Here is a 22,403-nt window from a genome sequence, read left to right as displayed (position 1 = left end):
CTAACGCGTGTGTTTGGGATCGAGCGCGTCCATGATCCCATCGCCTAGCAAATTAAAACCCATCACGGTTAAAAAGATCATTGATCCGGGAGGCACAATCATCCATGGATTGCTTCTTAGATATTGCATAGCATCCATGAGCATCGCACCCCATTCAGGGGTAGGGGGTTGGGCTCCTAGTCCCAAAAAGCTCAAACCAGCTGCCTCTAACACGGCAGAGGCAAAACCCATCGTAGCTTGCACAATGATGGGCACAGCGCAATTAGGGAAAATCACCGCAAACATCAGGCGCAAATGCCCCGAACCATTGACTTTAGAGGCGATGACATATTCTTTTTCTTTTTCTGCCAAAACAGAGGCGCGCACAATGCGCGCAAAACCCGGAATACCCACAATCCCAATAGCTAACATCGCATTTAAAAGCGAGGGACCCAAGATTGCCACCACAATAATAATCAGCAAAATCGAAGGCAAAGAGAGCATTAAATCCATGACGCGCATAATGATCATATCTGTGCGCCTGCCAAAATAGCCCGCTAAGAGTCCAAAGACAATCCCAAAAGACACCGCAATGCCAATGGAAACCACCCCAATAGTCAGCGAAATACGCGCTCCATAGAGCAAGCGCGTGAAAGTATCGCGTCCTAAATCATCTGTGCCCAACAAATGCTTAGCACTCCCCCCATGCTCCCAAGAGGGCAGAGCTAGTCTCTCTTGAGCATTTTGTGCATAAGGATCATGATCGCTGATCACAGGGGCTAATAGGGCACATAGAATCAAGAACAACACAATACATGCCCCCACTACGGCCGCTTTGTTTTTCTTAAACTGCCCCCAAAATTCTTTGAAGCGTTCCATTAAGACAGCCTTATTCTAGGGTTAATGAAGGCGTATAAAACATCCACTAGCAAATTCGCCCCAATGAAGATCACCGCTACGATCAGGCTAGAAGTTTGGATGATGGGAAAATCGCGTTGGTTGAGGGCATTGACCATCCATTTGCCCACCCCCGGCCATGCAAAGGTGTTTTCTGTGAGGATGCTCCCTCCAAGTAACCCGGCCAACATTAAGCCCACAAGGGTAGTTACCGGGATGAGCGCGTTACGCAAGGTGTGCACCACCACCACTCTGAAGGGCGAACACCCCTTAGCCTTAGCCGTGCGGATATAGTCTTCTTTGGAAACCTCCAGCATGCTAGCCCTTGTCATGCGCGCGATGATGGCAGTAGGGATCGTGGCTAGGGTGATGCTGGGCAAGATCAAATGCTTGAGCGCGTCCACAAAAGCCCTATAGTCATGGGCTATTAAGCTGTCAATGAGATAAAACCCCGTGGGTCCATCTAAATAAAATTCATCACTCAAACGCCCATAAGATGGCAACCACCCCAATTTAACACTGAAAAAATAGATGAGCAATAGACCTAGCCAAAAAACAGGCATGGACACCCCAGCTAAAGCCACACCCATGCTAGTGTAATCAAAGAAGCTATAGCGTTTGATAGCCGCTAACATGCCCGCAAACAAGCCTAACACAATAGAAATCACAAGCGCGCTTATAGAGAGCTCAATGGTAGCCGGAAAGCGTTGTAAAAATTCCTCTAACACCGGCTCACCCGACATCAAAGACTTGCCAAAATCCCCATGAAAAATGTGGTTAATGTAAAGAAAATACTGCTCTAAAAGGGGTTTATTCAAGCCCATTTGTTCGCGCAGAGCTTCTACAGATTCTTGGCTGGCGTGTTCGCCTAAAATCAATAAAGCCGGATCGCCAGGAGCCAAATGCACCATCGCAAAGACAATGAGGGTTACCCCAAATAAAGTGGGGATTGTCCACAAGATTCGCTTGAGAATAAAACTAAGCATGGCGCGCTAGATTTATCGCTCAAAATACACAGAAGCAAAGCGGTTGCGTTGCACCCCTGTAACCTTATAACCCTTGAGGGTTGCTAAATGGGGTGCAACCTCATCAGGGTAGGCTAAGAGCACACAGGGCGCGTCTTCATGGAAGATAACTTGGGCTTTTTGATAAAGTTTGGTGCGCTCTTTTTCGTCTGTGATTTCCTTGGCGCGAGTTACTAAATCCGAATAGGCATTGCTTTTGTAAAAAGAGTGGTTTTGGGTGGGGATTTGCGAAGCGGCATGCTTACTCCATAGGATATAAAGAAAATTGTCCGGATCACCCGTGTCCGCTAACCAACCACTGAAAGCCATTTCGTGTTCGCCCATGCCCGTCTTTTTCAAATAAGCCCCCCACTCAAAAAACTCGATTTTGACTTTCACACCCACCTTAGCCAATTGGGCTTGGATAAATTCTGCAGCCTTTTTATTGTGCCTAGCGGCGGTAAAAAGCGTGGTTTCAAACCCACTAGGGTAGCCCGCTTGCTTTAAGAGTTGCTTGGCTTTAGCGGGGTCGTAGGGGTAGGGCTTGACATTGGTGTTATAGCCCCACATGCCCGGGGGTATGGGGTTGATCGCCCTTTGGGCGTAACCTTCATACACAACCTTGATGTAGTCATCCACATTGATGGCGTAATTGAGCGCGAGGCGCACAAGGCGGTTACTAAAGGGCTTTTTATTGTTATTGAGGCTAAGCCATGCCGCGCTCAAAGAGGGGGCTTTGTCCACAACCACCCCGGGTAAACTCTCTAGACGGGGGATTTCGTTGCGATTAGGCGCGCTAATTAGAGAAACTTCGCCCTTTTCTAGGGCTAAAGCCCGCGATGAGGGGTTGGGAATCACACGAATCACCACCTGATCTAAAAAAGCCTTGGTTCCCCAATAGTTAGGGTTTTTAACTAGACGAATCTTGTCGTCCTTAAGCCACAGCACGAATTTGAAAGGTCCTGTGCCAATGGGCTTTTTAGAGAGTTCGCTTTGCTTGTCCTGACTAGCTAAATACTGCGCGTAATCTTGACTTAAAATGGAGAGAAAATCCATGCCCAAATCAGCTAAAAAGGGGGCTTCAGGTTTTTTCAAGGTGATTTTAACCGTGTATTTGTCTAGAGCCTCTACGCTCTTGATAATGTGGGACATCGCCATGCTTTCCCAATAGATATAGCTACGCCCCTTATAATAGGGATCGCCCCCCGCCATCTGGCGTTTGAAGGAGAAAAGCACATCTTTAGAGGTGAATTCAACCTTTTTATTCCAATACTTGGTGGTGTGGAAATAAACCCCCTTGCGCAAGTGGAAAGTGTAAACAAGACCATCTTTAGAAATCTCCCAGCTACTAGCCAAGCCCGGTTCGATCTCTGTTGTCCCGTATTTAAAACGCACCAAAGTCTCGTAAATATTGCTGGTGGCGACATAACTCTCTCCATCGGTAACTAGGGCTGGATCCATGCTCGAGCCATCTGCGCCCCGCGCATAAACTAAGGTCCCCCCCGGCTTGCCCTGCGCTCCCAAACTCCCCCATAGCAACCACAGCCCAAAAAAGCCCACTAGCCATTTTTTCATCGCAACTCCTTCCCTCCCCCTTAGTATTTAAGTGTTCTGTGTTTCTAAGACGCTCACTTTCTTACGCTGTTTATCTCTGTAACTAAAACACACAAACCCGTCCACCAAAGCAAACAGGGTGTGATCTTTTCCCATCCCTACATTCTTGCCCGGATGCACCTTAGTGCCTCTTTGGCGCACCAAGATATTGCCCGCTCTGACAAATTCTGAGCCAAACTTTTTAACCCCTAAGCGTCTTCCGGCTGAATCGCGGTTATTTTGGGTGCTCCCCTGACCTTTCTTGTGTGCCATCTCTACTCCTTATGCGACAATTTTAGAAATTCTAACACGGGTGAAATCCCGCCTAAAACCCCGCTTGGTTTTGCTATCCTTGCGGCGGCGCTTTTTAAAGATCACCACCTTTTTACCCCGCCCCTCATTGATCACTTCTGCTTCAATCTTAGCTCCTTGCACAAAAGGCGTTCCATAAACAGGCGCGCCCTCTTTGACCACCGCCAAGATAGCATCTAGCTCCACGCGCGTTTTGGGCTCCAAACCCATTTTATCCAGCAAGACTACATCGCCCTCTTGCACCTTATACTGCTTACCCCCATTTTTAAACACTGCATACATGCCAAATCCTAAGGAAAAAATAAGCTTTACTTTAACACAGAAAAGCTTAAAAACTAGACCATAGCGCAATGGTATATATATTGCATGTCCAATAAAGTTGACAAGTGAAGGGAAATCCATGCGCATTAGCGATAGTGGCCGTTATAGCCAAATGAATTATTACCAAAACGCGTTACAAAACAAACTCAACACCGCTAATAGCAAGATCGCCTCTGGGTTGAAGATCCAGCAAGGCTATCAAGATAGCAATATCAATAACCAGAATCTCAAATACGGCTTTGAAGAGAACACTCTAGATCAGGGTATTGATGTCGCCAACAGCGCACACACCGCCACCCTTAACACCGACAAAGCCCTAAGCGAGCTCTCTAGCACCATGGAGCAGTTTAAAACCAAGTTGATTCAAGCCGCTAGCGATGTGCATTCCACCACTTCTCGCCAAGCTATCGCCCTTGATTTAGAAAAGCTCAAAGCCCATATGATCAATGTGGCTAACACTTCTATAGGCGGGGAATATCTCTTTGGGGGGAGCAAGGTGGATCGCAGACCCTTTGATAGCGCGGGGAATTACTATGGCAATGATGAGAGTCTCAACGCCCTAGTGAGCGCGAATAATCTTGTGCCTTACAATATCACAGGGCATAATTTGTTCTTGGGCAAGGATTTAGACAAGCAAAAGCACATCAGCACCAATATCAAAATGTTCAACCAAAGCAAGTTGCATCCGGACATTATGGACGCGCTGAACAAAACCGCCGAACCCAAAGAGGTTTTTGTGCAATCCACGGATACTTTGCGCGATCTCATCGGCGATCGTGATGATGATCCCAGCAATGATCCCAAAGAGTATTTCTATTTGCAAGGGGTGCGCCCCGATGGTAGTGCCTTTAAAGCCAAATTCGCCCTAGATAAGGCTTACACCAAAAAAGAAGACGCTACTACCATTAGTGATCTCTTAGATCAGATTGGGCGCGCCTATGGCAACACCTCCACCAATAAGGTGGTAGAGGTGAGTTTGAACGCATGGGGAGAAATTGAGATCAAAGACCTCACCACCGGCAATGCCACCATTGATTTTCACATGATCTCTAGCGACAAAGATGTCGATGATCTCAACCAACTCCGCGCCAGTGATGCGCGCATCACCAGCTATGTCAAAAGCCCCTTTTTGACAGATCGCGCTCTTTCTACCTTGCATGGGGTGAGCAACCCCTATGATCACCGCGTGCTCGATCTCTCTAGCGCGTTCATCACCCAAGAAAACACCCCGGCTAACCGCAACACCAAACTCAGCGCGATCTTAGGTCCCAATGCCGCGTTTTTACAAATCAGTGGAACGCGCCCCAACCACAAGGATGGCACAATCAATACAGAACCCTTAGAACCCCTTGTGCTAGGCGTGGATTCCACCTTGCAAGATGTGATGAACGCCATTAAAGAGCATTTCCAGGGCGACATAGATGTGGAAATTTCTAATGATGGGAGATTGCGCCTCATCGATCACAATGTAAAAAACAGCGCCCATGACAGCAAAACCCCCCCCTTTGATGGCGCGCATGGTTTGAGTTTGACTCTCAAGAGCTTAGATGCCAAAGGTCAAGAGGTCAAAGCCTTACCCACCGATTACGCCAACGAATACCAAAAAACCTATTTCACGCATGCCGGTGCACGCCTGATAGGCAATATCTCTCAAGTCGTGCCTAAGAGTATGGATTATGCTACAGGAGCGACTAGGCTTGCTGAAGTGATGGGGGCGCAAATTGGCGCGCAAGATTATATTTTCAAATTGCGCGATCACAATGGCGTGGGCGTGCAGGCGCGTTTGTTGTTGCAAGATCAAGGCGCGTTTTTGCAATTACCCAATAAAGGGGGAGGCGCGCCCTATAAAATCCCCTTGTATAACCGCAACCAAACCCCCCCCAGCCTCACTAAGCCCAACGAAGTTACTTACCGCCAATTGATGGACGCGATCGCTTTAGCGATGAATTACAGCAACCAAGACGCTAAGGTTTATGAGCGCGCCCAAGCGCATGTGTCCTCTGAGGAGAGCAAGGAGGCGTTTTTAGCCCTACTCCAGCAGGCGGACACGCGCGTAGATGTCGCTTTAAATGAGAACGGGCAGGTGGTGATCCATGATAAAATCCACTCTAAAACCCCCATGCAATTCATGTTTTTTGACAGCCACTCTGATGATTTTTCGCCCGATGTGCTTAAAAAAGACGCGCCCTCCATCCGTTTGAACGCCAATGACGCTCTCACCATAGATCAACCCCATATCAATTTTTTTAAGCAATTAGACGGGGTGATCGACTCGGTGCGTGAGGGAATCTACCGCCCGGATGCCTTGCAGGACAATTACAACGATCGCATGCGTAACTTGGGGATTCAAAATAATATTGAGCTAGTGGACCACTTGAGCGATCACATTGAAAAGGTGATCGCGGCTAATGGGGCGCATGGGCGCTCTTTTGCGCACATGTTAAGACGCAATGAGGTGCTAAAATCCCAAGTGCAAGCCATTAGGGGCGACACCGTGGGCACAGATATTGCGGAAACTTATAATAAGTTTTCTCAGTTGCGCAACAATTACGATGCGGTGCTCTCTTCTAGTAGCAAGATCAACCAAATGGCTTTGAGCCATTACTTATGAGGTATCAAGGGGGGTTTTAAGATGGGACCTTTGAAGAGATAATACCAACTTAACCCATTAGCGATCTTTTCTTTTTCCATGAGGGCTTTGGCTAATTGCAAGTCTTGGAGGTTGGGGGGGTGTTTGATCCAGCGTTGCTGGCGGACATAGCGTAGCCCTTTTAGCCCCCCGCCTCCATAGACAAAATCTACCCCATCTACCCCCTTAGCTCCCACCACATCAAAACCTAGAGCGTGATCGTGCGCACAATCCTTGGGCATGGAAGCGTTGCTAAAAAGGGGTTTACCAAAACTGACATACCCATAGCCCTTAGGGGCAATGAGCTCCATGATCGTGGGGGCGATGTCAATATGCGCCCCGATACAATGGATGGGTTTGGGCTCTAAAGAGGGGGCATAGACGATCAAGGGCACGCTTTTAGTCATGTAAAAATCCTCTTTGGCGTAGTCAAAACTGCGATCGAAGTGATCCCCTGTAATGATGAAAAGGGAGTTAGGAAATTTAACGCGCGCTTTTTTGATGAAATCCACTAAAATTTTGTCATACCAATAGATATGCCCTAGAAAATTCGCATCGGGTAGATTGGTTGACTTTGGGGTGCGATCCACAAAGGCTTGGATTTGCTCCAAGGGCACCCCAAAGGCTTTCAAATTCACATTTCTAGTTGTGTGGTTACTCAAAGTCATCACCATGCTAAAACTCTTGCGATCGGGGGGGGTGGTTTGTAAAATGTAGTCAAAGAGAATATTGTCATGCACGCCCCAATTGCTCTCTAGGGGATGTGGATAGGCTTTGGGGTTATTGGCTAGCTTTTGGCGCGCAAATTCCAGCAAGGGGGTATTGAAAATTAAGCCATCAAAGCCTTGGGTTTTGGTGAAGCTATCCAAGCGATTCCAAATCCCACTCCCTCCATAGTAAAAGAGATTGTGGAAACCCAAAGCCTTCATTTGGTTACCAATGGCACTAGGCAGGCTAGGGATGGGCACACCCATGTTCACAAAATTGGTATCGCTGATATTAAACAGCCCTGTGATTTGCACATCTAGGCTTTTCACCGTGCGCCGTGCGTTTTCTAGGAATAAAGGAAAAATGAAGCCATGTTTTTGATCGTCCAAACTTTTGAGCGCGCTCACTAGGTGGATGGAGTCGAATTTGGGATCAAAATGCCAGCTGGAGAGCGATTCAGAGATGATGTAAAACACATGCGTGATGCTGGGTTGCAAGGGGTTGTGGCTTTGGGCTTTGAGGAGTTCTCTTAGATCAAGGGGGAGGGGGGTGGTGGAGGGGAGCTGGAAATACTCTTGGGTGGCTTGGAGTAGGGGTTTAGGCGTGAAGTTGGAAAAATCCACTTGGTGGCTTTTAGAATAATCTCTAAAGACTAGATAGAGATTGCGGAAAGCCCCGGGGGTTATCTTGCGTAAAAACGCGTTTTGGGCTGGTTTCACCACAAAATCCAAAGACACCCCGCTAAGAGCTAGGCGAGAATTAATGCAGATGAGCATAAACAAAGCTAAAACCCCAAACACGCCTCCCAACGCCCACCTTAGAGGGAACAACTCTAGGGCATGGCAGAGGCGTGTGGCTAGGCAGATCACCCCAAGATAAAGCCAAAACCCCAGCGCGCTCAACACCAGCCAAACTAACAGTTTCGTGCCGATGAAATACTCCCCAGTTACAGCCATGCTCAAGAGTGTTCTAGGGTTTTCCTCAAAGATTTCTACTAGGTTGGCATCAAAGACATTCCCATAAATGCTATAGTAGGTCATGTTAGCTATTTGCAAGAACAAACACAGTGCGATACAAAATAGGGCGTAGATGGAAAGCGTCTTAGCGCGCGCACGCGTGGGCGTAAGAAACCCTATGAGCAAAAAGAGCAATCCAAAGATGGCGACAATACGGTTATCGTATTTGATCCCATCGCCTAATACATGCCAAATGGGGTTTAGAAGCGTGCCAAGGGGCTGGTTTAGCGCGCCTTTATACACCCCCGTGTAGGCTAAAAAGCCCAAACGCAAACAAAGAAAGAAGACACTGAAGAAAAGGCTAAAGCACAACGCCCCAATGACAAGCCGCAAACATTGTTGGGCGAAGGCGCGCGTGGCCATCACTCTGGTTTGCGCGCTTTTAACTCGGTAATATCTTTGGCATAAGCCTTAATTTTCTCTTGGGTGAGTTTAAAATCCACGCGTTGCATGACGGCTTTAAAGATCGTATTCAAGGCTTTTTTGATCGCGTCATTGGAACTATCCTTGCCCTTATACATAGAGCTCAATAACCCGCCCGTGTGCTCGGATTTGCTGGATTTAACAAAGGGTTCTTTGACATCCACTTCACTCAAATCCACCATGAACGAATCCACAGACTCCCCACTCATAGGTTCGACAAACACGACTTTGATATAGCCCATCGCCAGCAATGTGCCCTTCATCACATCCATACCCGTAGAGAAAATTAACCCCGGACTGGATTTCTTTTGTTCTGTGGTTTTGGGATCGGGTCTTAGCACAATCTCGCCCCTAATCTCTAAGGCTAAATAGCCATCGCGTTTTTGCGCGAAAGTTAAATCGTCCTTATCGCTCAAATCCACCGGCATCACCTTATAGCCTTGGTTCTTGAGTAAATCTTCGATTTTAAGCGTGAGTTGTTGCCTAAACTTCGTTTCATACTCTTTGGCGATATTGTCGCTGTATTGCAACACGGGCTTTAACAAGATAATCTGCTCATGGGTTGCTGGGGCTTTTTGCGCGCTAGTTTGGTAAACCAAGCGCAGGGGGACTTCATTGGTGATCGTGATCTCAGGTCCACAGCCCACCAACGCCACACACAAACCCACACCCAGTAATCTATATTTCCACATTTTAAGCTCCTTTAAATAGTGTAATCCCCACTCTTGCCCCCGCTTTTATGCTCTAACTTAATCTCCCCCATTACCATGCTTTTATCCAAGCCCTTAGCCATGTCATAAATAGTCAAAAGCCCCACACTCACCCCCATAAGCGCCTCCATTTCCACCCCTGTTTGCCCACTGCACCGCACCTGCACGCGCACTACTAGCGCGCTCTCTTGGGGGCATTCTAGCACTTGGGCGTGCACCCCGCTTAGGTTTAAGGGGTGACACATGGGGATGAGCGCGCTGGTCTGTTTAGCCCCCATGATGGCTGCTATGATGGCTGTTTGGATCACCGGACCCTTTTTAAGCGTGTTGTTCAAGATGGCTTGGTAAGTGCTAGCGTCCATGCTGATCTTACCGCTGGCAATAGCCACTCTATGCGTGATCGCCTTGGTGCTGACATCGATCATGGTGGGGTGGTTTTTAGAATCTAGGTGGTTCATGCTTTGGGACGAAACACTTGGATATGCTCTGCATTGCCCTCAATATAAGCTCCGCCAATCAAATCCACACAATAGGGAATGGCCGGAAACACCACCTCTAAGCACTCTTGGATACTCTTGGGCTTACCGGGCAAGTTGACAATCAAGCTAGATCCCCTAATGCCCGCGCTTTGGCGCGAAAGAATTGCGGTAGGCACATACTTCAAGCTTGCCATGCGCATCACCTCCCCAAAACCGGGCAACATTTTAGAACACACCGCCTGCGTAGCTTCAGGGGTAACATCTCTGGGTGCAGGACCTGTGCCCCCTGTAGTGATGATGAGATCGCAACGCTTGGCATCGCTCAAATCTATAAGGGTTTGCATGATGATCTCTTGTTCGTCCGCGATCAGGGCGTATTCAAATTCTAAGGGGTTACGCACATAGCGCGTCAATACCTCTTTAACCGCTGGTCCGCCTAAATCTTCATACACCCCTAAAGATGCCCGGTCGCTAGTTACCACAATCCCCACTTTAACCAATTCCATGTATCCCTTTCATGCCAATAAGCCACTTCCCTTTAGCGGGTGGCTTTGATCTTGGGCGTAAACACGGCGTTGGTTTTGCAGGTAATACTTCCAAATGGGGGCGTTGTGCTTGAAATCCTCAATAAACGCGCTGTAAAGCTCTAGGGGAGCTTGGCGGTGTCTAGCCATCAAGCCCACCATGTAAGAACTCTGCGACACGGGGACATCACCCCTAGAGTGCGCCATTCTCAACACCACCTCGCGCGCGCGTGCCCTTGCTTGCCAGTCTTGAAACCACGCTTCCAGCAAGGGCATGTATAAATCAAAACTCAAGCCCTCAAAGCCCGACTCTTGAGCGCGCACAACGCCCACAAAGACGCACAACGCCCCGTAATTGTGCGCCACGCACTCGCGCTCCCACTGCGCATAAAACCTAGCCGTGTCCAGCGCGCCCTCAACAACTTCTAGCAAACTACCCCCCACACACCGGGGGCATCAACACCACCCGATCCCCATGTTTAAGGGGCGCGTGGATATTATCCACCAAAATGCCATTGATCGCGATCGCGCTCAAGGGTAGCCAAGCTTTCAAGCTCTCTTTTTGCGCCAAAATCGCCTTTAGCGCGCCTAGATCACTGATGTCAACTTGCATGCTCTCTTCTGCAATAGGTCCTAAAAATTCTACGCTAACCATTAGAGTAAATGCCCCATTCTGTTTTTTTTGGTTTCTAAATACTGCTGGTTGTGGCAATTGCTAGGCACGATGATACTACAGCGTTCCACCTTAACAAAGGCACTCAAAGCCTGCACCTTTTGGGGGTTGTTGGTGAGTAGGTGAATATGCGTAACACCGTAGTGTTCTAAAATGTCCTTGACAATGCCATAATCGCGTTCATCGTCCTTAAAGCCGATGGCGCGGTTGGCTTCAATGGTGTCATAGCCTTGATCTTGCAGGGCATAGGCGTTGATCTTGTTAAACAGCCCAATGCCCCGCCCCTCTTGGCGCAAATAAATCAACATGCCCCCCTGCGTGGGAGCATGCGCGATCCTCTGCAAGGCTAACTCTAATTCCCCCCCACAATCGCATTTTTGCGATCCAAAGACATCGCCCGTCAAGCATTCTGAGTGCAGGCGCACCAAGGGGGCACTGGATAAATGTGGGGTGAAAACCACCAGATGATCCCAGCTGAAATCCCCCCTATTCTCTCTAAAGGACTGGATCAAAAACTCCCCGAATTTGGTGGGTAGCTTAGCCCGGCTAGAAACCTGAATACCACGCTGCATGAATCGCCTTTTAAACATAGGATTCTACCACTTCAAGGTAATATTATGGTGAAAAAGGCTTAACTTTGCTTGAAAGTGTTTTTATTGCGAATCCCTAAAGCCTTAGCCAAGCCCAGATTTTGAATCACAAAGCCGATAAAATCCATGCCAAAAAGAGCGATCGCGCCTAGACTCTTAGAGCCCCATATTTTCTTGTGGTGGTTTTGCAAGCCACAAGTCCAGCCAAAAAACAACTCCCCGACTAAGGGTCCCATGGTGGGCGTGCAGATCAAGTCCTGCCAGCTAGGGATTTCCACAAAGGCTTCTAGCCCATATTCCCAAAAGAAAGTAGAAACCATAAAAGTAAAAAACACACAGACGCGTTTGCAATACCCAGCCACGCGCGCTTGCATGTAGTAAATCGCGCCAAAATAGGGGTGCAACACCCAGTTAAAGATGAAGAGATCCCCATCAAATTGGGGACCCAAAAGCACATTATGCCACCAGCTCAACCAACCAAACTTTTCTTTACTCCAATGGGTAACACTCTCAGGCATCAAATACAGCCCCACAATACCCAGCACAAAGCTCACGCCCAAAATCCCCACACTAGCCCCTAGATACCTAGAACGATGGTTAGGAACATAATGGCGCATGACAATGGATTCTAGGCGCGAAGGCGATAGTCTTGACAATAGCATCTCTCCTACAGTCTAAGCGCGCATTGTTACACAAGACAACTTTAAAAACCATTAGGGTTTTCTTGCTATAAATGCCTTTTGATCATGGAGTGTGTATGGCAATCTTTGGCAAGTTGTGTTCTCTTGCGCCCTTGTTTAGCAAGACTGTAGAATTAGAGTCTTTGTGTGTCTATTTGCACAGCGCGCTAGATCAAACCCACCCCCACCACCAAAATCTGATGCAACAGGAGGTGGGTTCTTTGAAGCTGGAGTTAGATCATGGCATGCATGCGATGCAGATTGTCTATCACCCCACACAAGGAGTCCTAGAAACCCACCGCCGGTTTATAGACTTTTTGCTTGTGGTGCAGGGCTGTGAGATGGTGATCCTAGCGGATCGCACAGATTTGTGCGTGCAAACCCCTTACGATCCCAACACAGATCAAGAAACCTACCAAGCTAGCCCGCATCTTAGCCAAGTGTGCATGCATGCGGGCATGCTGGGCGTGTTTTTAGAATATGACGCGCACACCACATGCCCCCTTGATGCCAAATTGGTGCGCAAAGTGGTGGTAAAAGTGCCAAGAGAGTTGGTCAAACTAAAATTATAAGAGTCTGAGGTGAGGTATATTTGCATTATATGGGGGTTTTTGTGCGGGGTGCTAGGGGCTAGCACATTGGAGGGGGTGTATGAAACCCAATCGTTTCTTTACATGAAGAGTTCCTATGTGGAGTTTTTCAAATACAAGGGGAAGTATTACGCCTATGGGATCGCCAATGTAGATGGTTCTAAAGCGAGGCAGGATATTTACAATAAAGATCCAGCCCTGCGCCAGCGTAGCGACAAGGGGGTGGTGTTCTTATACGATCTCACTTGTGTGGATAAGGACATCTACAAAAATGGGCGAGCTTATAATTTCTACGATGGACGCACCTACTATGTGCAAGTGCGCCAAAAGAAAAACGGGGATTTGAAATTCCTGCCCAGCTTTGATCGGCGCGGTTTCTTTGGCAAGACCTTTATTTGGAAAAAGCTAGACAACGCCTACCTGCAAGCCCATGGCATCACCAAGCCAGATTTCTCTAGGGTGCTAGAAACCCTAAAGGAAATCCAAAGAGAGAATTAGTGCGTTTGTAAATACGCCACAGCGATTCTAAGCGCATTTGTGGCTGCCCCTACACGGAGTTGATCAGCCACGCACCATAGGTGCACAATTTTAGGATCAAAGAGATCGCAACGAATCCGCCCCACAAAGCTTTGATCGGTGTGGCTAGCTAAAATAGGCATGGGATAAAGGGCTTTTTGGGGATCGTCTTGCACAACCACGCTGGGCGCGCTTTGTAAAATCTCCCTGACTTCCTGCGCGCTAGTGGGGCGTGCAAAATGCACGCTCAAACTCTCACTATGGCTTCTTAGCACGGGCACGCGCACACAAGTCGCGCTAATGGGGAATTCTGCATGCATGATTTTATGTGTCTCTTGCACCATCTTCATCTCTTCTTTGGTGTAACCGGAGGGCAAAAACGCGTCAATATGGGGGATCACATTGAGCGCAATGGGGTGGGGAAAAATGGCGCAAGTTAGATCGCCTTGCATCTGCGCGCGCAACTCCGCCATACCCCTATTGCCCGCCCCACTCACCGCCTGGTAAGTGCTGACATCTACACGCGTGATTTCCAAGACTTGATGTAAGGGGTTTAGGATTTGCACCATCTGGATAGTTGAGCAGTTGGGGTTGGCGATGATATTTCTAGGGCAGATTTGCAAATCACCGGGGTTGACTTCGGGCACGACTAGGGGGACATCTTTTTCTAGGCGAAAATAACTCGTGTTATCCACCACCAGTGCCCCGGCCTGTGCCGCGCTGGGCGCAAATTCCGCGCTCACCTTCCCCCCCGCGCTGAAAAACGCGATGTCTATGCCCTCAAACACCTCATGGGTGGTTTCCAAAATGTGGTGGGTGCGCCCAAAGGCATCGAGGGGCATCCCTGCGCTTCTTTGGCTAGCTAGGGGCACAAAACGCGCCAAAGGAAAATCCCACTCTTCTAATAACGCAATAATTTGCGCGCCCACCGCCCCACTTGCTCCCACTAGGGCAACATTGTAACGCTTCATTCGCTCACCATCGCTAACGCCTTTAAAAAACTCAGATGATTCACTTGCACACCCGTTGTCATATTTTTAAGGGTTAGACTGCGCGTGCGCACCTCTTCCTCGCCTAGCACTACCACAAACTCATGCCCTCTGTGGTTAGCGTAACTAAAGGGTTTTTTGAGTTTTTCAATTTCGGGATAAAGTTCTGCATTCACATCGCTTTGGCGGAATTTCTGTGCGACTTGGGAGGCGTAGACAAAATCCTTTGCGTCCATGCACACCACCAACACCCGCGCGCTCGTGGATTTACTCTCCACTAATTCTAATTCTTCTAGCCCTACTAAGAGTCGATCCAAACCAATGGACGCGCCCACACCCGGGAAATGCTGGGTGCTGAAACTCTTGGCTAAATTGTCATAACGCCCCCCAGAGCACACACTCCCCAAAGTCGCTAAGGCATTAAGCGTGGTTTCATAGACGATCCCGGTATAGTAGCCCAAGCCCCTAGCGATGGAAAAATCCACTTTGAAATGCTCGGGATTGATTTCTAAAGCCAATAAGAGATCAAAGAGGCTTTCTAACTCCTCTAAGCCCTCCTTTAAAGTGGGATTATAGGCTTTCAAATAAGCCACGCTTTTGAAAAATTCCAAGGGGTCGCCATTTTGCCTGGTGTTGATAATGTCTAAGAAGTCTTTAAAGTCTAAATCAGGAAAGAGGGTTTTAAGCTCCAAGAGCACGCCCTCTTGCCCAATCTTGCCTAGTTTGTCCACCACGCGCAAGAGCGCGCAAATGTCCTCTTGACTATGCACCCCAAAGTGTTGGCAAAGCCCATTTAAGATTTGGCGGTGGTTGATCCACACACTAAACTCCTCTAAATCTAGGGCTTTAAGGCTGGCGATGATCACTTGGATAATCTCGCTATCACAAAGCAAACTCTTGCTCCCGATGAAATCAAAATCGCATTGGGTAAATTCTCTATAACGCCCCTTCTGAGCGCGCTCCCCCCTAAAAACATTCCCAATCGCGTAGCGTTTAAAGGGTAACCCCAAGACATGGTGGTGCTGGGCGACAAAGCGCGCCAGGGGCAAAGTTTGATCAAAGCGTAACCCCACCTCTCTTTTGCCATGATCTTTAAAGCGATAAATCTCCTTTTGGATGTCCCCGGCTTCTTGGGTGAGAATGGAGGCATACTCCAAATGGGGGGTTTCAATGGGCACAAAACCAAAACTTCTAAACACGCGGGCTAATTTGTCTAGCACCGCTCCCTTAGCCATCGCTTCTTGGGGGAGTCTATCTTTAAAGCCACTCAGGGTTTTAGGGGCGATCATGGCGATCCTTTATGCAGATGGGCTATTATAGCAAGTTTTTAGATCTAAAACTTGTGTTGCAATACCGCCTTCAAAATCCTTTCAGGTGTGGGAAGGGGGTAGCGGAAATTCTTTTCAAGAGATTTATTGCAAGGAGTTTGAAGGGATTCTGCCAACCACAGAACGCGTATAAGAAAGCAAAGGATGGCAGACTAATAATTGAGTTTATATTACTTATGTTAAGCTTGCACCTTAGTGTTTGCGCTATTTGTGCGCACACAAAGGTGGAGTATGGATTTACAAGCGCAGATCAAAAATTTTTCTTATCAAAAGTGCTGGAATCAGAAACTAAGATATTTTGGTATCGCAGATATTAATAAATGGTCTAGTAGATGCTTAGTTATGGTGGCTGGTAAAACCCTAGCTCTTAGTAAGTGGGTAAGCCCTAAACGCACACGCTCCTACCCGTATGCAAGAGTTTATGATACTTTTGATGTGCCAGCTAGTAAAGTCGCTACGATCATCCCGCTTATTAAAGATGAGGGAGTGGATGGCGATGTGGATTATCTGCAATGGGATACGGTTGCTTTGATGAGTTTATTGGGCGTTTATGTGATTTTAGGCTTTTATGACAGAGCACAACGCCACAGACTAAGACACAAAATCACGCGCCAACAATTCAACCACGCACACATCTCAGAGCATCTCACTAAATTAACCAATTACCACCAAAGCGCATTGCATTGGAATCTGCATCAATTAGAGAATGAAAATCTACAGGCGGTGCTAACAGCCATAGAAGTTTCTTATAGGCGTATTTCTGATCTGCTCAATGTCAAAATGCACCCTTTTAAAAACATCCAAGCCTTCGCTAAGAAAATCGCGCAAAGCAGGTCGTCATTTGTGGAGTTTTCAAGAAAAAAGGCGCAAAAAGCGCAAATACGCGAAAGTCTCATAGTCCAGCCAAAAGAACATATCGGGGTGGGTGATAAGTCAAGATTAGTGATTGAAAACTATCTAGGAGGGCAATATTTCTTCACGGTTGATGATGTGATCCATAGGGAGGGAATCTTGTATCTTTGTGAGAGCAAACATAGCAAAAACGCCCTTCTTCCAAGCAAAGAAGATATTAAAGACGGACTTTTGAAACTCATGCTCTATAGAAATTTGGATCATATCCAAGGTTTTACTTGTTTTAAAGTCGTTCTCAGATTGACATCGGATGTCTTGCAAGACAGATTCACTCTCCCTAATGCATGTTTGCAGGATTTGCTACAAACATGCCAATTCTCACCCTCCCAAGCGCACACCCTGCAAGCCTTGAATACAGAGGCGCAACATAACCATTTTGAGGTTTGGATCAACCATGGGCTATCTTAAATCGCCCTTGCGCTATCCGGGTGGTAAATCAAGGGCTCTCAAAGCATTAAAGGCGTATTTCTTAAGTGATTTTAAAGAATACCGTGAACCATTCTTTGGAGGGGGGAGTGTGGGGATCTACCTAGCCCAGACACATCTTAGTGTAGAGAAATTCTATGCCAACGATTTAAATTACGATCTTTATTGTTTTTGGCAGGTGCTAAAAACGCAGGGCGATCGTCTCATTGATGCCATCCAGCAGATCAAAGAGGCGCATGCAGATGGTAGGGCACTTTACCATGTCCTTTTAGGGCGTAGGCAACAAAAACTGAGCGATTTTCAAAGGGCGGTGGATTTTTTTATTTTGAATCGTATTTGCTTTTCGGGGGTTGTAGATAGTGGTGGATACTCACAAAAGGCTTATGAATCCCGCTTTACGCAAACCTCTATTGAGAGATTACGCCCTATCCAGAATGTGGTGAAAAAATTTTCTTTCACGGCTGATCATTACGCAGAGTTGCTTCAAAAAGACGGGGATGGTGTGTTTGTGTTCCTAGACCCCCCCTATGACAATGCCGCTCAATCTAGGCTCTATGGCAAAAAAGGAGATTTGCACACCACTTTTAACCACGAACACCTTTGCGCCTGCCTAAAGCGCACACAACATAAATTCTTGCTTACTTATGGGGATAGCCCTGCTATTAGAGAACTCTACAAGGATTTTTTGATCCGCGAGTTCCAAGTGCAATATGGCATGAACAACTACAAACAAGACAAAGCCCCCGCGGGTAAAGAGTTGTTAATTAGCAATTTTTAGAGGGTCCTTAATTTTGCACCGCGCTGGTTCAAAACCCGCGCCGGTAGTAAAGAATCACCCCCGCCTAAACCAACTCCAACACCCTTTGGGCGTGCCCCTTGGCTTGCACATTGTAAAGCGCGTGGGCGATCTTGCCCTCTTTATCAATCACAAAAGTAGAGCGAATCACCCCCTCTACTTCTTTGCCATACATGTTTTTAGTGCCATAAGCCCCATACGCCTTTAACACCTCCAAACTCGGATCGCTCAAAAGCTCAATGCCTAGCTTTTCAGATTCTATAAAGTGGCAATGACTCTTGGCATCATCGGGGCTCACCCCTAGAATCACCGCGCCCTTAGCCTCAAACTCTGCTTTGAGCTTGGTGAAATCTTGCGCCTCAATGGTGCATCCGGGGGTATTATCCTTAGGGTAAAAGTAAAGCACCACGCTTTTGCCTAAGAAATCCTTCAAGCTCACGCTCTTGTTATGGGCGTTGAACAAAGTAAAAGCAGGGGCGGGGGTTTTTGGTTGTAATTGCATCATTTCTCCTTAGTATAAGATCACACGCACCGCCATGGGACCATGTACCCCAAAGACGGTTTTAAGCTCAATATCAGCCGTGCGGCTAGGTCCGCCAATAAAAAGCATGTTGGTAGGTAGTCTATCTGCTTGTTGGGCTTTCAAGATAGCCAACCCCTGTGCCAAGTCGCGCACAATGGCTGTTTTCTCCAGCAAGAGAATGCACTTTAGCGTGATGAGTGAGGTTAGGCGAGGGCTTGCAGGCGAAGAGATCACACCCACCATGCCCAAATTAGCCACCCCACACACGCCTTTTAAAATCGCCGTATCTATTTGAAAAATCGCCTCTTTAAAATCCTCTACCGGTTTGTCATAGGGGATTGTTTCATAAGCACCCTCCAACTGCCCTAAATCGCATGGTAAATCCGTAGCATACAAGAGTTTTTGACTCTCAAAGGCAATCAAAGCGTTTTTAATCTCGGTGATGAGATTTTGGGGAGTAGAGTGGATGACTTCTGAGCGGTTGAGCTCTTGGAAGTGTGTGTATTCTTCTAGCAAATCCTCTTTGGTGTCTAAAATGAGATTCTCAAAGGACACCTCTTCGTGGGCGATGGTGTGGCGTGCAAGCGCGCTTTGGACGCGCTCAAAAATGACTTGCTTGCTACTCATAAATCACCCCCGCTAGGGATTTGACTTGCGCGTGCAAATCAGCCTGCACGGCGGGCATGTCGCGGTGTTTGAGCCAGGCTTTAAGCACGGGGGTGTAAGCCCCCACCCACTTACCCAGCGGAGCCATCCAGCCATTAAGCTTCAAAAACGCCCGCCACAAACTCCCATTACAAGCCAGTTTAGTAAAGACCTTCATGCCTAGCTCCTCCAACTTGCTATGCCTGGCATCCTTATAACCGCGCACCACGCCCCGCCCCTCATGGCTTTTTTCGGCGCGCAAATCCCTGATGAGCTCGGGCAAGGGGATCTTCACCGGACAAACCTCCCCACAACGCCCACATAAACTACACAAATTGGCGATGTGTTCGTAATTGTCTAGCCCAAAGAGTTGGGGGGTGATGACCACGCCAATGGGTCCGGGGTAGGTGGCTAGGTAGGCATGCCCGCCGATTTTGTCATACACCGGGCAGTGATTCAAACATGTCCCACAACGGATACACGAAAGCGCGCGGTAATATTTCTCATCGGCTAAAATATTGCTGCGGTTGTGATCCAACAAAATAATGTGCGCCTCTTTAGGACCATCGAGCTCGCCCTCTTGTCGCGGACCTGTGATGATGTTTTGATAGCATGTAATGGGCACACCCACTGCGCTAGGGCAGAGCAGGTTATTTAAAATAGCCGCATCCTCAAAGCTTTCTACCATCTTTTCAATCCCACAGATTGCTACATGGATGTCGCAAGCGCTGGTGCACATGCGCCCATTGCCCTCATTCTCCACAAGCCAAATCGCCCCCTCATTAGCGATGGCAAAATTCACCCCTGAGAGCCCCATTTTAAAGCCCTCAAACTCTGTGCGCATGTGTTTGCGCGCAATCCCATTGAGTTTTTCTGGCTCACTCTCTAAGGGCGCGCCTAGTTTTTCTTGAAAGATTTTGCCCACTTGGTGGCGGTTTTTATGGATGGCGGGCACCACAATATGCACGGGGTGTTCGTCAATGAGCTGGATAATCAATTCGCCTAGGTCGGTTTCTTTAGCCACAATGCCTTTTTGTTGCATGAATTGGTTCAGCCCGATCTCCTCGCTTGCCATTGATTTACCCTTTAAAATGCGATCCACCCCCCGCTCTTTGGCTAGGTTGTAGATGATCTCATTGGCATCTTTGGTGCTGCTGGCATAATGCACGATAAAGCCATTGTTGGTGGCGTTTTGCTCAAAGCGTTGTAAATAGGTATCTAGTTGGGCTAACACCTTGAGTTTGGCGTTCTTGCCCATTTCACGCAAACGCTCCCACTCGGGGTAACGGCTGGCTAATAAATCCCTGCGCTTGTGAATCAGCGTATCCATCGCCGATCGTAAATTGGTGCGTAATTGTGCATCGCCTAGTTTTTCTGTGATGACTTTTTCGTAATCTTGATCGCTATGGGTGGTGGTGTGTGTCATTTAAGCTCCTATGCCCACTCTTTGGGCTAAAAAGTCATAAAAGTGCATCGCCTTGGTGTTGCTACGCATCTTAGCCATCGCCCCGCTAATGTTGAGCAAACAGCCCGCATCAGCCGAGAGCACACACTCTACCTGACGGCTTTCAATGTCCTTGATCTTATCTTGTACCATCGCATAAGAAATCTCTGGCTCTTTGATAGCAAAAGTCCCCCCAAATCCACAGCACTCCTCCTCTCTTTCTAATTCCACCAACTCCACATTGTCTAGCTGGGCGATGAGTTTTTTTGCGCTAGAAATCACCTTAGACACCCGTAGGGCATGGCAGTTAGAATGCCATGTAACCTTGATGGGCGCGCCTATGTCCGTGTAGCGCACTTCTAACTGCTTGTCTAAAAACTCTGAGAGTTCAAAGACTCGCGCACAAAAGTGCTTGACCTCCTCATAATCTTTATGCCCCTCAAAGAGTTCTAAATAGTCATGGGACATCATCCCCACACAAGAACCACTGGGCACCACCACGGGGTAATCTTGCTTGAAGAGCCGGATATTATGTAAAGCGATTTGGCGGCTTTGATCGTAATAACCCGAGTTATAGCTAGGTTGCCCACAACAGGTTTGATCTTTCTTAAACACCACCTCCACCCCCTCTTTTTGGAGGAGTTTGATACAATTCAAAGCCGTGTGGCTATAAACGCCCCCTCCTAAGCAAGTGGCAAAAAAATACACTCTCATCGGGCTTCCTTACTCCATTCGATCCAGTAAGGCTACCATAACTAAATTAATGTTGGAAAAACTCTGCCATCACTTCGCCCTCTTTGGGGATGGGGAAAAAGATGTCTAAATTGGGCGAGATAAAAACCCGACTCCCCTCTTTAATGATGATGATGGGATGTAGCTTGCTCTTGTCCTTGAGGATTTGGGCGATGATTTGGCTTAAACCCATGCCTGTTTGGCGCGTGAGTTGCATCAAGAGAAAATCCCCAAATAAATTGTTTTTGCCGGTTTTATTGGCGATGGCTGAGGTTAGGGCGATCAAGAGTCCATTGGAGAGAGTGGAAACCAGCAAGGGCATGCCATAGCGTTGGAAATTATGTGTGATCACCTCCCCCACTAGCCCGCTATAGCCCTTGATGTCAGCCCCCTTAGCGTTGGTGAGCATAATATTGATGCCATGGGGGGTGATGATGCGCGTCCAAACGATGTTCAAGCGGTAATCCCCGATCTTGTTGTCATTGTTGTAATAGCCAATCACCTTAGATCCCTTGGGGATCAGCACCGCTTTACCCATGTTAGCAAAGACATCGCTTTCTACCTGCGCGATCACCTTACCGGCTAATTGCGAACTAATGGGGGTGATGAGAAAGGCAGGGATCAATTTGTCCGCCGTCAGGGTGCGCAAGAGTTTATTTTCATGGGTGGCGATGTCTTTGTGCTTGAGATTTTCAAAGCCCCTAGAACCATAGTCTATTTCTATCCCTCCTTCTTGGATTTCTAAAGGACGCTCCGGCTCAAAGGCTTGGATACGCGTTGCTAGCATGTCTAGGCGTTGGGATTCTTGTTCTAGCTCTAGATCATCTTGATTGTCTTGATCTTGTGGAGTGGGGGGTGGGGGTTGTTGTTTGGCTTGGCGGAGTTGGGCTTGCAAGTCTTGGATATGGCGCGTGTGCGCTTGGAGCTTTTCTTGGAGTTGGGCGTAATCCTTTGGAGTGGGGGT

The 22,403-nt window shown here is 47.8% G+C and carries 25 protein-coding genes; 5 read left to right on the top strand and 20 right to left on the bottom strand.

Going from position 1 to position 22,403, the window contains the following annotated elements; all coding sequences use genetic code 11:
• Genes EAO33_RS06640 through rplU form a run of 5 tightly spaced genes read right to left on the bottom strand, consistent with a single transcriptional unit; the run spans position 1 to position 4,067 of the window.
• On the bottom strand, positions 1–858 hold the full coding sequence (locus EAO33_RS06640) for an ABC transporter permease (RefSeq protein ID WP_120945991.1): 858 nt from the start codon (positions 856–858) through the stop codon (positions 1–3).
• A complete protein-coding gene (locus tag EAO33_RS06635) occupies positions 858–1,862 on the bottom strand; it encodes an ABC transporter permease (protein ID WP_120945990.1) in 1,005 nt (334 codons plus the stop codon). Before EAO33_RS06635 ends, EAO33_RS06640 begins: the two co-directional genes overlap by 1 nt.
• Before the next feature lie 12 nt (positions 1,863–1,874).
• Positions 1,875–3,455, bottom strand: coding sequence for an ABC transporter substrate-binding protein (locus EAO33_RS06630; RefSeq protein ID WP_120945989.1), 1,581 nt, complete (start codon positions 3,453–3,455; stop codon positions 1,875–1,877).
• 27 nt (positions 3,456–3,482) lie between these two features.
• Complete coding sequence (rpmA, locus tag EAO33_RS06625) at positions 3,483–3,746, bottom strand: 50S ribosomal protein L27 (protein ID WP_120945988.1); 264 nt, start codon at positions 3,744–3,746, stop codon at positions 3,483–3,485.
• A gap of 9 nt (positions 3,747–3,755) precedes the next feature.
• A complete protein-coding gene (gene rplU, locus EAO33_RS06620; RefSeq protein ID WP_120945987.1) occupies positions 3,756–4,067 on the bottom strand; it encodes a 50S ribosomal protein L21 in 312 nt (103 codons plus the stop codon).
• Between the two features lie 118 nt (positions 4,068–4,185).
• Here rplU and flgL point away from each other — a divergent pair, with 118 nt between their 5' ends.
• Positions 4,186–6,717 (top strand): flagellar hook-associated protein FlgL, encoded by a 2,532-nt coding sequence (gene flgL / locus EAO33_RS06615; protein WP_120945986.1) that lies wholly within the window; start codon positions 4,186–4,188, stop codon positions 6,715–6,717.
• Here the strand turns inward: flgL and EAO33_RS06610 are convergent.
• The 8 genes from EAO33_RS06610 to EAO33_RS06575 are packed head-to-tail and all read right to left on the bottom strand — an operon-like array spanning position 6,708 to position 12,520.
• Positions 6,708–8,822 (bottom strand): LTA synthase family protein, encoded by a 2,115-nt coding sequence (locus EAO33_RS06610; RefSeq protein ID WP_120945985.1) that lies wholly within the window; start codon positions 8,820–8,822, stop codon positions 6,708–6,710. The genes flgL and EAO33_RS06610 overlap by 10 nt on opposite strands.
• On the bottom strand, positions 8,822–9,574 hold the full coding sequence (locus tag EAO33_RS06605; protein ID WP_120945984.1) for an HpaA family protein: 753 nt from the start codon (positions 9,572–9,574) through the stop codon (positions 8,822–8,824). Before EAO33_RS06605 ends, EAO33_RS06610 begins: the two co-directional genes overlap by 1 nt.
• Positions 9,575–9,585: 11 nt before the next feature.
• Positions 9,586–10,050: a cyclic pyranopterin monophosphate synthase MoaC gene (moaC, locus tag EAO33_RS06600; protein WP_120945983.1), complete on the bottom strand. Its 465-nt coding sequence runs from the start codon at positions 10,048–10,050 to the stop codon at positions 9,586–9,588.
• The gene (mog, locus tag EAO33_RS06595; RefSeq protein WP_120945982.1) at positions 10,047–10,577 is read right to left on the bottom strand and encodes a molybdopterin adenylyltransferase; all 531 of its coding nucleotides are present in this window, start codon (positions 10,575–10,577) and stop codon (positions 10,047–10,049) included. Before mog ends, moaC begins: the two co-directional genes overlap by 4 nt.
• Positions 10,578–10,586: 9 nt before the next feature.
• Positions 10,587–11,027 carry a molybdopterin synthase catalytic subunit gene (locus tag EAO33_RS06590; protein WP_120946001.1) on the bottom strand — a complete coding sequence of 147 codons (441 nt, stop codon included), beginning with the start codon at positions 11,025–11,027 and terminating at the stop codon, positions 10,587–10,589.
• Position 11,028: 1 nt separating this feature from the next.
• The gene (locus tag EAO33_RS06585; protein ID WP_120945981.1) at positions 11,029–11,250 is read right to left on the bottom strand and encodes a MoaD/ThiS family protein; all 222 of its coding nucleotides are present in this window, start codon (positions 11,248–11,250) and stop codon (positions 11,029–11,031) included.
• On the bottom strand, positions 11,250–11,840 hold the full coding sequence (gene ribA, locus EAO33_RS06580) for a GTP cyclohydrolase II (RefSeq protein ID WP_120945980.1): 591 nt from the start codon (positions 11,838–11,840) through the stop codon (positions 11,250–11,252). Before ribA ends, EAO33_RS06585 begins: the two co-directional genes overlap by 1 nt.
• 59 nt (positions 11,841–11,899) lie before the next feature.
• Entirely contained in the window at positions 11,900–12,520 is a 621-nt protein-coding gene (locus tag EAO33_RS06575) for a DUF3943 domain-containing protein (RefSeq protein ID WP_235853105.1), read from the bottom strand.
• 95 nt (positions 12,521–12,615) lie between these two features.
• On the opposite strand from EAO33_RS06575, the gene EAO33_RS06570 reads away from it, so the two are divergent.
• Both EAO33_RS06570 and EAO33_RS06565 read left to right on the top strand, forming a co-directional pair.
• Positions 12,616–13,110, top strand: coding sequence for a YhcH/YjgK/YiaL family protein (locus tag EAO33_RS06570; RefSeq protein WP_120945979.1), 495 nt, complete (start codon positions 12,616–12,618; stop codon positions 13,108–13,110).
• A gap of 9 nt (positions 13,111–13,119) precedes the next feature.
• Positions 13,120–13,626 carry a DUF2147 domain-containing protein gene (locus tag EAO33_RS06565; protein ID WP_120945978.1) on the top strand — a complete coding sequence of 169 codons (507 nt, stop codon included), beginning with the start codon at positions 13,120–13,122 and terminating at the stop codon, positions 13,624–13,626.
• Here EAO33_RS06565 and asd read toward each other — a convergent pair.
• Together asd and hisS are read right to left on the bottom strand one after the other, a co-directional pair.
• Positions 13,623–14,615, bottom strand: a complete 993-nt coding sequence (gene asd / locus EAO33_RS06560) for an aspartate-semialdehyde dehydrogenase (RefSeq protein ID WP_120945977.1) — start codon at positions 14,613–14,615, stop codon at positions 13,623–13,625. The genes EAO33_RS06565 and asd overlap by 4 nt on opposite strands.
• A complete protein-coding gene (gene hisS, locus EAO33_RS06555) occupies positions 14,612–15,922 on the bottom strand; it encodes a histidine--tRNA ligase (RefSeq protein ID WP_120945976.1) in 1,311 nt (436 codons plus the stop codon). Before hisS ends, asd begins: the two co-directional genes overlap by 4 nt.
• A 474-nt stretch (positions 15,923–16,396) precedes the next feature.
• On the opposite strand from hisS, the gene EAO33_RS06550 reads away from it, so the two are divergent.
• Together EAO33_RS06550 and EAO33_RS06545 are read left to right on the top strand one after the other, a co-directional pair.
• Entirely contained in the window at positions 16,397–17,281 is an 885-nt protein-coding gene (locus tag EAO33_RS06550; RefSeq protein WP_162982227.1) for a hypothetical protein, read from the top strand.
• Positions 17,268–18,077, top strand: coding sequence for a DNA adenine methylase (locus EAO33_RS06545; RefSeq protein ID WP_120945974.1), 810 nt, complete (start codon positions 17,268–17,270; stop codon positions 18,075–18,077). The genes EAO33_RS06550 and EAO33_RS06545 overlap by 14 nt, the downstream gene beginning before the upstream one ends.
• 64 nt (positions 18,078–18,141) lie before the next feature.
• Here the strand turns inward: EAO33_RS06545 and EAO33_RS06540 are convergent, their stop codons facing one another.
• The 5 genes from EAO33_RS06540 to EAO33_RS06520 all read right to left on the bottom strand — a co-directional run.
• The gene (locus EAO33_RS06540; protein ID WP_120945973.1) at positions 18,142–18,597 is read right to left on the bottom strand and encodes a peroxiredoxin; all 456 of its coding nucleotides are present in this window, start codon (positions 18,595–18,597) and stop codon (positions 18,142–18,144) included.
• 9 nt (positions 18,598–18,606) lie between these two features.
• Positions 18,607–19,245 (bottom strand): LutC/YkgG family protein, encoded by a 639-nt coding sequence (locus EAO33_RS06535; RefSeq protein WP_120945972.1) that lies wholly within the window; start codon positions 19,243–19,245, stop codon positions 18,607–18,609.
• Positions 19,238–20,689, bottom strand: a complete 1,452-nt coding sequence (locus EAO33_RS06530; protein ID WP_120945971.1) for a LutB/LldF family L-lactate oxidation iron-sulfur protein — start codon at positions 20,687–20,689, stop codon at positions 19,238–19,240. Before EAO33_RS06530 ends, EAO33_RS06535 begins: the two co-directional genes overlap by 8 nt.
• The gene (locus tag EAO33_RS06525) at positions 20,690–21,421 is read right to left on the bottom strand and encodes a (Fe-S)-binding protein (RefSeq protein ID WP_120945970.1); all 732 of its coding nucleotides are present in this window, start codon (positions 21,419–21,421) and stop codon (positions 20,690–20,692) included.
• Between the two features lie 46 nt (positions 21,422–21,467).
• On the bottom strand, positions 21,468–22,403 hold a 936-nt coding region (locus EAO33_RS06520), incomplete at its 5' end, for a DNA type IV secretion system protein ComB10 (protein WP_162982226.1).

Source organism: Helicobacter labacensis (genome assembly GCF_003660285.1).
Lineage (GTDB): Bacteria > Campylobacterota > Campylobacteria > Campylobacterales > Helicobacteraceae > Helicobacter > Helicobacter labacensis.
The sequence above is the reverse complement of the archived record's forward strand: the minus strand, read 5'-3'. Positions and strand labels throughout refer to the sequence as shown.